This window comes from Streptomyces sp. NPDC002156 (assembly GCF_053593675.1).
The window spans coordinates 1-10,237 of record NZ_JBSFDA010000256.1 but is presented as its reverse complement, the minus strand read 5'-3'; the positions used below and the strand labels follow the sequence as shown (position 1 = coordinate 10,237).

General features: G+C 72.6%; 10 protein-coding genes. 6 read left to right on the top strand and 4 right to left on the bottom strand.

Annotated elements, in window-relative coordinates:
• Positions 1-119 precede the first annotated feature (119 nt).
• Complete coding sequence (locus ACWCRB_RS46835; protein WP_451001907.1) at positions 120-1,109, top strand: helix-turn-helix transcriptional regulator; 990 nt, start codon at positions 120-122, stop codon at positions 1,107-1,109.
• 141 nt (positions 1,110-1,250) lie between these two features.
• Positions 1,251-1,775, top strand: a complete 525-nt coding sequence (locus tag ACWCRB_RS46830; protein WP_235480195.1) for a DUF4240 domain-containing protein — start codon at positions 1,251-1,253, stop codon at positions 1,773-1,775.
• 21 nt (positions 1,776-1,796) lie between these two features.
• Here ACWCRB_RS46830 and ACWCRB_RS46825 read toward each other — a convergent pair whose 3' ends face one another.
• A complete protein-coding gene (locus tag ACWCRB_RS46825; RefSeq protein ID WP_451001906.1) occupies positions 1,797-2,051 on the bottom strand; it encodes a hypothetical protein in 255 nt (84 codons plus the stop codon).
• A gap of 115 nt (positions 2,052-2,166) precedes the next feature.
• Positions 2,167-2,943 (bottom strand): peptidoglycan recognition protein family protein, encoded by a 777-nt coding sequence (locus ACWCRB_RS46820; RefSeq protein ID WP_451001908.1) that lies wholly within the window; start codon positions 2,941-2,943, stop codon positions 2,167-2,169.
• 233 nt (positions 2,944-3,176) lie between these two features.
• Here ACWCRB_RS46820 and ACWCRB_RS46815 point away from each other — a divergent pair, with 233 nt between their 5' ends.
• Positions 3,177-4,361: a MarP family serine protease gene (locus ACWCRB_RS46815; protein ID WP_451001905.1), complete on the top strand. Its 1,185-nt coding sequence runs from the start codon at positions 3,177-3,179 to the stop codon at positions 4,359-4,361.
• A 20-nt stretch (positions 4,362-4,381) separates the two neighbouring features.
• Here the strand turns inward: ACWCRB_RS46815 and ACWCRB_RS46810 are convergent, their stop codons facing one another.
• Complete coding sequence (locus tag ACWCRB_RS46810; RefSeq protein WP_451001904.1) at positions 4,382-4,921, bottom strand: N-acetyltransferase family protein; 540 nt, start codon at positions 4,919-4,921, stop codon at positions 4,382-4,384.
• 62 nt (positions 4,922-4,983) lie between these two features.
• Here ACWCRB_RS46810 and ACWCRB_RS46805 point away from each other — a divergent pair, with 62 nt between their 5' ends.
• Together ACWCRB_RS46805 and ACWCRB_RS46800 are read left to right on the top strand one after the other, a co-directional pair.
• A complete protein-coding gene (locus tag ACWCRB_RS46805; RefSeq protein ID WP_451001903.1) occupies positions 4,984-5,883 on the top strand; it encodes a TIGR01777 family oxidoreductase in 900 nt (299 codons plus the stop codon).
• 217 nt (positions 5,884-6,100) lie between these two features.
• Positions 6,101-7,504 (top strand): NAD(P)/FAD-dependent oxidoreductase, encoded by a 1,404-nt coding sequence (locus ACWCRB_RS46800; protein ID WP_451001902.1) that lies wholly within the window; start codon positions 6,101-6,103, stop codon positions 7,502-7,504.
• A 136-nt stretch (positions 7,505-7,640) separates the two neighbouring features.
• On the opposite strand, the gene ACWCRB_RS46795 is transcribed toward ACWCRB_RS46800, so the two are convergent.
• A complete protein-coding gene (locus ACWCRB_RS46795; protein ID WP_451001901.1) occupies positions 7,641-9,086 on the bottom strand; it encodes a regulator in 1,446 nt (481 codons plus the stop codon).
• A 248-nt stretch (positions 9,087-9,334) separates the two neighbouring features.
• Between ACWCRB_RS46795 and lipB the strand changes: the two genes are divergently transcribed.
• A complete protein-coding gene (gene lipB, locus ACWCRB_RS46790) occupies positions 9,335-10,174 on the top strand; it encodes a lipoyl(octanoyl) transferase LipB (protein ID WP_451001900.1) in 840 nt (279 codons plus the stop codon).
• Positions 10,175-10,237 lie beyond the last annotated feature (63 nt).

The window sequence follows — 10,237 nt, the reverse complement described above, 5'->3', positions numbered from 1 at the left end:
CCGTCCGGCGTTTGAGGACGAGGCCGTTCAGGCCGACAGCGGGGGTCTGGGGGCGCAGCCCCCAGGGATGGGAACGGGTAGGGGCGGCGGGGGCGGGACAACCCGGCATCATGGCCTCCATGCGTGCTGCTCGTCTCATCAAGATGGTGCTGCTTCTTCAGGCCCGGCCAGCCATGACCGCCGCCGAGCTGGCCCGGGAGCTGGAGGTCTCCGAGCGGACCGTCGCCCGGGACGCACAGGCGCTGTCCGAGGCGGGCGTGCCCGTGTACGCAGACCGGGGGCGGGTCGGCGGATACCGGCTGGTCGGCGGGTACCGGACCCGGCTCACCGGACTGGCCCGCAGCGAGGCAGAGGCCCTGTTCCTCAGCGGAGTGCCAGGCGCCCTGCGCGAGATGGGCCTGGAGGACGCCGCCTCGGCGGCCCGCCTCAAGGTGGCCGCCGCGCTCCAGCCCGCCCTCCACGACACCCCCCGCACAGCGGCCCAACGCTTCCACCTGGACGCCCCCGCCTGGTTCAGCGAACCCCCCACCCCCGAGTCGCTGCCCACCGTCGCGGAAGCCGTGTGGGACGACCGTACGGTCCTGGCCCGCTACCGTCGCGGCCCCGCCGACGCCGACGTGGAGCGCACCCTGGAGCCGTACGGACTCGTCCTCAAGGCGGGCGTCTGGTACCTGTGCGCCCGGGTGCCGGAGCACACCGGTCCTGGGCCCTTCCGGGTGTACCGCGTGGACCGGTTCACCTCCGTCCAGGTCTCCGAGGGCCGCTTCACCCGCGACGACACCTTCGACCTCCCCGCGTTCTGGGCGGAGCGCGCGGCGCAGTTCGCGCGGTCGATCCTGCGCGCGGAGATCGTCGTACGGCTCTCGGCGGAAGGGGTGCGCAGACTTCCGTACGCCGTCGATCCTGTTGCTGCCAGGGACGCGCTCGCGGCCGGAGGCGAACCCGACGACCAGGGCCTGGTCACCGTGACGCTCGCGGTCGAGTCGGCGGAGGTCGCCCATACGCAGCTGGCGGCGCTCGGAGCGGAGGCGGAGGTGCTGGCGCCGCCGGAGCTGCGGGCGCGGTTCGCACGGGACGCGCGGCGGCTGACGGCCCTCTACACGGCATGAACACCCGCATACACGGCATGAGCACCCGCACCACGTCATCATGAGCGCGCGCACCACACCCCGACGAACCCTGTACACCCCATCACAATCCGTGCAGCTCCACGTGCGCGCCTTCCCCCCAGGGCCGATGCTGGACCCGTGATGGACGAGACGGAGTTCTGGGAGCTGGTGGACGCGACCCGTGAGGCCGCCGAGGGTGACCCCGAGGATCAGGCCGATCTGCTGGTCGAGCGGTTGCTCCAGCTCGATCCGGACTCGGTCCTGGACTTCGCCCGGCACTTCGAGTCGCGCTACAACCGCGCCTACCGCTGGGACCTGTGGGGCGCCGCCCGCGTGCTGCTCGACGGGGCCGGCGAGGACGGCTTCGATTTCTTCCGGTGCTGGCTGATCGGGCAGGGCCGGGAGGTTTTCGAGGGTGCTCTGCACGGCGATCCCGACTCGCTCGCCGATCTGCTCGACGACTTCGACGACGAGATCGACGGGGACGGCGAGGAGCTGGGCTACGCGGCCGACGAGGCGTACGAGCAGCTCACCGGCACCGTCACCCCGGACCTGGGTATTCCGCCCGCGCCCGCGGAGCCCGAGGGCACACCGATCGACCTGGCGGACGAAGGGGCGCTCGCCGACCGGTTCCCCAAGCTGTGGCAGCGCTTCAAGGGCGGCTGACCCGCCCACGGGGCCCGTTCGTCATACCGCCGTGCGCCTGCGGGTCAGGTCCGACGGGATGTACGCCTGCTGCGTCTGGTCGGCCCGTACCGCGTGGTGCATGGGGGCCGCGTTGGCCTGGTCGAGGGCGGAGGCCGTGACCGCCGCCGGGCCCAGGACGACCGTCGCCACCGCGCAGAGCACGGTCCACGGACCCCGCGCTCCCCCGACCCAGCCGCCGGAAGACCTCTTGCCGTCGGCCCGCTCCAGCGGGTTCGTACGACTGCTGCTGCTCATGATCCCCACCTCCAGTCAGTGCGTACGACGAAGGTAGGACCGGGAGTTGGGGCGTCTCCGTGAGTGCGCTGTGACGTACCTGTGAGCCCGAGCGGGCCCACTTCCGGCTTCCGCCTCAGCGCCTGCCCTGCAGTCGCGCCGCCGTCTGTCTGATCGCCGGGAGGCGGGCCGTGAGGGCGGCGCCGGGGCAGCTCGTCATGTAGCCCTCGGTGTGGCCTGCCAGGGCGGGCAGGGAGACGGTGGTGCCGGAGCGGTAGCGGCTCAGGCTGTTGCTGGAGACCAGGGGTACGCGGGTGCGCGGGTCGGTGCCCGAGAGGCCGAGTTTCCAGGCGGCGAGGGCGGCGATCGCGTCCGTCATGGCCTGCGGCACGGGGACGCCCGCGGTGAAGGTGCCGAGGGCGGCGATGCCGGTGGTGCGGTGGTTGAAGCCCTGGGTGTGGGCGCCGGTGACGGGTCGGTCGACGCCGCCCGCGCGGCCCTCGTAGATGGTGCCGCAGCGGTCGACGACGAAGTTGTAGCCGATGTCGTCCCAGTCCCGGCTGCCGGTCTGGCCCGCGTACAGGTAGCGGATGATGCGGGGCGCGTCGGCGCAGTCGTAGCCGTTGGGCGAGTCGGTGTGGTGGATGAACACGCCGACGACCCGGTCGTCGTAGCGCGGCGGCGGCTGGCTGCGTTCGGCGTCCGCGATCCAGGCGGTACGGGGCACGATGCGCGGCTTGGCGGCGGGGTGGGCGACGGCCGGGCGGGCCGCGACGGGGTGGGCGGGGCGCGCGGTCGTACGGTCGATGCCCGCCGCGCAGAGGAGCAGGCCGACGGCGGCGGCGATTCCGGGCAGGCAGGCGAGCACCGCGCGGGCGGCGCCCGGCACGCGGTGGACACGCGGGTCGCCCATGGACCCCTTGCTCCCCATGGGCCCAACTGTGGGTCGGTTCCGTTCCGCCCGCGATGTGTGGTGTGCCACTTGGTGGAACCAACGTCCCGGTCCGGGACGTTTTTAGAGGTCCGGGGATCTGAAGCGCCTGTGGGAGTGAGCGGCGGCTGATCACCGGGCCCGTCCCGCGCGTACTACCGCATGTAAACCGCATGTACAGGGGGACCAAAGGGTCCAGGAGAAAGGCGGCCGGAGTGGACCTGCTCGACATCCTGCTGTTGCTGGTGATTCTCGGCTACGCCGCGTCCGGTTACCGGCGTGGTCTGGTGGCGGGCTGTGTCTCACTGGCCGGGTTCGTGGGCGGCGCCGTCATCGGGGTGTGGGTGCTGCCGTGGATCATGGAGCTGGTCGAGGCCGGGACGCCCGGCGCCACGGTGACGGCCGTGCTCACGGTGCTGGTGCCGGCCGTGGTGGGTCATGAGCTGATGGGCAGACTCGCGCTGAAGCTGCGCCGCGAGCTGGACCAGGGGCCGCTGCGGGTCGCCGACGGGGTGGGCGGGGCCGCGGCCAACGCGGTCGCCGTGCTGATGGTGGCCTGGGTGGCCGCGAGCGTCCTGGGCGCCTCCTCCTCGCCGCTGGTCACAACGGCGATCCGGGACTCGGCGCTGCTGGGCGCGGTGCAGAACGCGATGCCGGAGACCACCCCGACCTGGTTCTCCCGGGCCACGTCCGCGCTCACCCAGGCGGGCTTCCCGCAGGTCTTCAACCCCTTCGAGAACGAACCGGCGACGAGTGTCGCCAAGCCCACCGGTGACAGTGTCACGGCGAGCGCGACGAACGCGGCCAAGATGAGCACGGTCAAGGTCGAGGGCGTCGCGGGCAACCAGGGCCGCGAGGGCAGCGGTTTCGTCTACTCCGCCCGGCATGTGATGACCAACGCCCATGTGGTGGCGGGCATCGACGACCCGACCGTCCGGGTGGGCGGCGTCGGGACGGCGTACGAGGCGCGGGTGGTGCTCTTCGACCCCGACAAGGACGTGGCCGTGCTGTACGTCCCCGATCTGCGCGCCCCCGTGCTGCGCTTCGACGACAGCGCGAAGCGGGGCGACTCGGCGGTGGTCGCGGGCTATCCGCAGGACGGCGACCTGAATCTGCAGGCGGCGACGGTCGCCGACAAGGTGCGGGCGCGGGGCCAGAACATCTACAACGACGAGACGGTGACCCGCGAGATCTACTCGATCCGCTCGACCGTCCGCCCCGGCAACTCCGGCGGCCCCCTCCTCACCACGGACGGCAAGGTGTACGGCGTGGTCTTCGCCCGCTCCACGTCCGACGACGAGACGGGCTACGTCCTGACGGTGGACGAGGTCTCCGGCGACGCGGAACGCGCGGCGGCCTCGACGACACCGGTGGACACGGGCGACCTGGTCACGTCGTAGACGTCCTGACCCCTTGTTGACTACAGCTCCCGGCCCATGAGTACGTCGTCCACGAACTCCCCGTCCAGCAGGAACTCCCGGGGCTGTATGCCCTCGACGACGAAGCCCTCCGACTCGTACAGCCTGCGGGCCGGGGTGTTGTGTCCGAGGACGCGCAGCGAGAGGCGCAGGGCGCCCCGGCCGCGGGCCTCGGCCACGGCGGCCCGGATCAGCAGCCGCCCCACGCCCATGCCGCGCGCCTCGTCGGCGACGACGAGCCCCTGGATCTGCCGGACATGCGCGTTCGACGCGAGCGGGGTGGGCCGGCCGAGCTTGACATAGCCCACGACCGGACCGTCACCGGCCACCGCGACCAGATGGTCGCCCGGGTCGGAGTTCTCGCTGAAGAACGGGGTGTACGGCTGTCTGGGCCGGGGCGAGACGGCGTGCAGGGTGGACCAGGTGGCGCGGTCGAGCCGGCCGAGGACGTCCTCGTCGTCGGGCAGGGCGAGGCGCACGGACGGCTCGCGGCTCTCGTACGCGTCGTTCGGCTGGTGTGATGGCTGGGAGTCGGGCGGCATGGAGATCACTGTAGAGCGGGGGTACGACAACGGGTCAGGGGCCGGTGGCGCAGGATGGGACCATGGAACGCTCGCGAATCGTGGTGGCCGGTGCGTCCGGTCTCATCGGTACGGCCCTGGTGCGGTCCCTGACCGCCGACGGGCACGAGGTGCGCCGCCTGGTACGGCGTGCGCCCCGGACGAAGGACGAGGTCCGCTGGGACCCCGCGGGGCGGACGGTCGACACGGCCGGGCTCGTGGGCTGCGACGCCGTGGTGAACCTGGCCGGGGCGGGGGTCGGGGACCGGCGCTGGACGGACTCGTACAAGCGGACGATCCGGGAGAGCCGTCTTCTGGGGACGGCGACGCTCGCCGAGGCGGTCGCCTCGCTGGACGAGCCGCCGCGGGTCTTCGTGAACGGCAGCGCGATGGGCTACTACGGGGAGACCGGCGAGCGGTCCGTGGACGAGGACGCCCCCGCGGGGGACGGTTTCCTGCCGTCGCTGTGCGTGGAGTGGGAGGCGGCCACGGGCCCGGCCCAGGAGGCGGGCGTCCGGACGGCCTTCGCGCGGACCGGGCTGGTGGTGGCGCGCGGGGGCGGGGCCTGGGGAAAGCTGTTTCCCCTGTTCAAGGCGGGCCTCGGCGGGCGGATGGGCGACGGGCGGCAGTACTGGTCGTTCGTCTCGCTGCACGACGAGGTGGCCGCGATCCGGCATCTCATCGACACCGACGGGCTGTCCGGGCCGTTCAACCTGACGGCGCCCCAGCCGCTCACCAACCGCGAGATCACTGCGGCGATGGGGCGTGTGCTGCACCGGCCGACGCTCTTCACGGTGCCGTCGCCCGTGCTGCGGCTGGTGCTGGGCGAGATGTCCGGGGATGTGCTCGGCAGCGCGCGCGTGCTGCCGAAGCGGCTCCTTGAGTCCGGGTTCACGTTCGCGTTCCCGGAGATCGACGACGCGATCCGGGCGGCGCTCGCCTGATCCCCCTCCGCGCCCCGGGTCCGCACCCCGGTTGACCGTGTGCGACGGCATGCGACCGCTGTGCGACCGTGCCCTGTTCATGCGCGACTTCCGCCTGCCGCGAGCCGCCCTACTCTCGGTCCGAACGGTCCGAACGACCGAACTCGCTTATCCCGTACGCCTGTTGGGGCAGCGGAGCCCTGGCCGGCCGCGTCACACCGCGATCGAGGGAGGGCACGTGCTTGAGCCCGCGTACCAGGCGGACGTCGTCATCGTGGGGGCCGGGGTCGCCGGACTCGCGGCCGCCCATCGGCTGACCAGCGCAGGAGTAACGACCGCGGTCCTGGAGGCCGCCCCTTACGTCGGGGGCCGGATGGCGACCGAGAAGGTCGACGGTTTCCGGCTCGACCGGATCGGGCAGCTGCTGTCCACGTCGTACCCCGAACTGCGGCTGACCCCGGGCCTCGACGCGCTCGTCCTGCGTCCCTTCGCACCCGGTGTCCTGGTGCACAGCGACGGACGCAGGCACCGTGCGGGCGCTCCGCTGAGCGGCGGGGGCGCACGGGGCGCACTCGGTGCGGTGCGCGCCCTGGCGAGCGCCCCCAGGCCGGCGCGGGCGGCCAGGTCCCCCCGGCCGGTGGCATCGGTGGGGGCGCGCACCGGCGCACCGCTCGCCGGGGCGGTCGGCGGAGCGGTCGACCAGGCCCGGCTGGGCGCCGCACTGGGCCGGCTCGCCGCCGTCCCCGTACAGCGCCTGCTGGCCCGCCCCGAGCTGCCGGCCGCCCGCGCCCTGGCCAACCGCGGCCTGCCCGCACGGACGATCGAGGGCTTCCTGCGCCCGCTGCTCGCCGCGCTGCTCTGCGACCCCGAGCTGACCACGTCGAGCCGGTGCGCGGATCTCGCGCTGCGGGCGTTCGCGAGCGGCCGGCTGTGTGTGCCGGAGGGCGGCGCGGAGACCCTGCCGGAGCTGCTGGCGCGGACACTGCCGCCGGGCACGGTGCACACCGGGGTGCGGGTCACGTCCATCGCCACGAACCTCGTGACCACGGCCGACCACGGCGAACTGCGCTGCCGCGCGCTCCTGGTGGCGACCGACGCCCGCGCCGCCGCCGATCTGCTGCCCGGCCTGCGCGTACCCGACTTCCACCCGGTGACGGTCGTCCACCACACGACCGACGAGCCCCCGGAGACCGGCGCGTTCCTGCTCCTGGACGCGGACCGCCGGGGCCCGGTGGCGCACACGTCGGTGATCAGCCGCGTGGACCCGTCCCGCTCCCCCGCAGGCCGCCCGCTGATCTCGTCAACGGTGCTGGGCACCCCTCCACAGGACGTGGACACGGCGGTACGAGCCCACCTGTCCCGCCTCTACGGCATGTCGACCACCCGCTGGGAGACCCTAGCCGTGCACCACACCGCCGAGGCGGTACCGGCGATGCGCCCACCCCACGACCTACGCCGCCCGGTACGCCTCCTGGCAGGCCTGTACGTATGCGGCGACCACCGCGACACCAGCACAGTCCAGGGCGCCCTGCACTCGGGCCACCGAGCCGCGTCCGCCATCCTCACGGATTTGGGCGCGGACCCGGTGCAGGTGCCGGAACCATTGCCGACGTGTACGACGGCAACGGCCGAGGCGGCGTAAGCGAAGGCAGCAGCACCCGCAGCCCTGACGGGCAGGGGCTTGACAGCGACGGTTCGGCCGCGCCCCTTCAGGGGCGCGGGGAACTGCGCGACCAGCCACGACGGCGCCGCACCGAACCGGCAACCCCACACCGCACCTACCCGAGCGCAGCAACCTTGTCCCGGTACCCCCTGACGGGCGCCGCGTCCCGATAGGGCTCCAACCGCCGCTCAAAGTCCCGCACATACTCCGTCGCCCGCACAGACCGCATCTCCGCCGCCGCCCCCGCCGCCTCCGCACCCAACTGACAGGCCTGGTCCAACTCGCCCAGCCCCAGCCGGGCCGAGGCAAGCACAACCCGGCAGAAGAGCCGACTGCGAGCGAACGCAGGCGCACGCAATTGCAACGAGCGCTCCGCATGCTGCGCGGCGGCCCGGAACTGCTGCAGATCGCGATGACAGTGCCCGAACTCGTCGGCGAGCTGCGCCTCGTCGAAGAACCGCGCCCAGTGCGGCACCTCGTCACCGGGCCGCGCCGCTTCGAGCGCACGTTCGGCCCGTACGAGCGAGGCCGTACAGGCCCGAACCTCACCGAGCACCCCATGCGCGCGCGCCTCGCACGCGTGCAGCAGCGACTGCACGACGGGCGGCGCGGTCGTACCGACACCCTGCTGCGCCACCCGCGCGAGCTGCACGGCCTCCCGCCCGTGCCCGAGGTAGACGGCCTGGCGGCTCATCGTGGCCAGCACGTACGAGCCGTACGCCCGGTCCCCCGCCGCCTGTGCGAGCCGCAGCGCCTGCACGAAGTAGCGCTGGGCGAGGCCGTGCGCGGCGATGTCGTACGACGTCCAGCCCGCGAGCCGGGTGAGGTCGGAGGCCGCCGCGAACAGGCGACGGCCCGTCTGCTCGCCGTACGTGCCGCGCAGCATGGGCTCGGTCTCGTGTTCGAGGTAGCGGACGAGCGCCTGTCTGGCGTGGCCGCCGCCATAGGCGTCGTCGAGGGTGCGGAACAACTCGCCCACCGACCGGAGGGCGGCGATGTCGCCGCCGGTGACCTTCTGCCCGGGCCCGCGCTCGGCCTGCCCGCGTTGCCGGGGAACGCCGGGCCGCCCCTGCACGGGCACCCGGACTGCGGGCGGCGGCTGGTCACCGCGTCCGACCCGGTCGTCGGGCCGCCCGATCAGCCAGTCCCGGCTGGGCACGACGAGCCCCGCCGGGGTGAAGGCGATCTTGCGCAGCTCGGCATGGCTGCCGGAGTCCTTGCGCCACAGGCCGCTGACGATGTCGACGGCCTCCTCGGGAGTGGCCGCGAACTCCAGCCCCGCATAGACGGGAGCGCAGGCGTCGAGCCCGAGGTCCTGGGCGGTGAGGCGTCGCCCCAGGCGTCGGGTGAACACCTCGGCGATGAGAGCGGGGGTGGTGCCGCGCGGCTGCTGTCCACGCAGCCATCGGGTCACCGATGTCTTGTCGTATCTGAGATCGAGTCCGTGTTCAAGGCCGAGCTGATCGACCCGACGGGCCAGACCCGCGTTGGAGAATCCCGCTTCTGCGATGAGCGCGGCGAGCTGTCGATTGGGAGTGCGCTGCGCGGGTCGTTCCGTCATCTGCGGTGCGGTCTCCTGCCTTCGGGCCCTCTGATGTGCCCGGTTTGCTGGTGAGCAGCCCTTATGGCCTGGCGAACGGCGCGAATGTAGCGGAGCGTAAGCAGCCGATCGCACATTTCGACGTACATTCATCCGATCGTGTGAGGATTGGGCGCCGGACTGACGGGCAGCGGCCGGACGTACAGTGGCTTGGGCGCGTTATGTGCCTGACGGAACCAGGGAGCCAGGTAGCCGGGGAGGCGCTTGCCGTGAGTGAGTTGCGGTTCGTCCGTATGGGATTCGGCACGGAGGGCGCCGATGGCACCGATGTCGTCGACGGCGTCGAGTACGTCGACTACCAGGAGGCCTGGGACGAGCAGCGCCGGGTGCACGCGGCCCGCTTCGCGGACGAGATCCCCGACACCTGCCTGCTCCTCGTGCACCCCCCGGTCTACACGGCCGGACGGCGTACCGACCCGAGCGAGCGCCCCCTCGATGGCACTCCGGTCATCGACGTGGACCGCGGCGGCAAGATCACCTGGCACGGCCCGGGCCAGCTGGTGGGCTACCCCATCCAGAAGCTGCCGCGTCCGGTGGACGTCGTGGCGCACGTACGACGGCTGGAGGAGGCGTTGATCCGGACGTGCGCGGAGTTCGGTGTCGAGACGTCGCGGGTGGAGGGACGAAGTGGGGTGTGGGTGCTGGGTGACCCGGTGGAGTCCCGCCCCGCGGCAACGCTCGGCGGCCTCTCCCTGGACCTGGACCCGCGTCTGACGGACGACGAGTTCGATCCTCGGCTGAACGGGCCCGAGTACGCACCGTCCAACGCCGGGCAGCGCCGCGAGGACCGCAAACTGGCGGCGATCGGGATCCGGGTGGCGAAGGGGGTCACGATGCACGGCTTCTCGTTGAACGTGAACCCGGACAATGTGTGGTTCGACCGGATCATCCCGTGCGGGATTCGGGACGCGGGGGTTACGTCGCTCGCGAACGAGTTGGGGCGGGATGTGACGGTGGGGGAGGTGCTGCCGGTGGTGGAGCGGCGGTTGCGGGAGGTTCTGGAGGGGGCGGAGTTGCGGGCGCGGGTTGTCGAGGGCGCGTCGGCGTAAGGGCTTTTCTTCGCCCCCGCCGCCCCTACCCGTTCCCATCCTCGGGGGCTCCGCCCCCGAACC

What these genes read in the sequence shown, in the direction of transcription:
- ACWCRB_RS46835 (WP_451001907.1), top strand. Translation starts at nt 120, where the DNA reads ATGCGTGCTGCTCGTCTCATCAAGATGGTGCTGCTTCTTCAGGCCCGG.
- ACWCRB_RS46830 (WP_235480195.1), top strand. Translation starts at nt 1,251, where the DNA reads ATGGACGAGACGGAGTTCTGGGAGCTGGTGGACGCGACCCGTGAGGCC.
- ACWCRB_RS46825 (WP_451001906.1), bottom strand. Translation starts at nt 2,051, where the DNA reads ATGAGCAGCAGCAGTCGTACGAACCCGCTGGAGCGGGCCGACGGCAAG.
- ACWCRB_RS46820 (WP_451001908.1), bottom strand. Translation starts at nt 2,943, where the DNA reads ATGGGCGACCCGCGTGTCCACCGCGTGCCGGGCGCCGCCCGCGCGGTG.
- ACWCRB_RS46810 (WP_451001904.1), bottom strand. Translation starts at nt 4,921, where the DNA reads ATGCCGCCCGACTCCCAGCCATCACACCAGCCGAACGACGCGTACGAG.
- ACWCRB_RS46805 (WP_451001903.1), top strand. Translation starts at nt 4,984, where the DNA reads ATGGAACGCTCGCGAATCGTGGTGGCCGGTGCGTCCGGTCTCATCGGT.
- ACWCRB_RS46795 (WP_451001901.1), bottom strand. Translation starts at nt 9,086, where the DNA reads ATGACGGAACGACCCGCGCAGCGCACTCCCAATCGACAGCTCGCCGCG.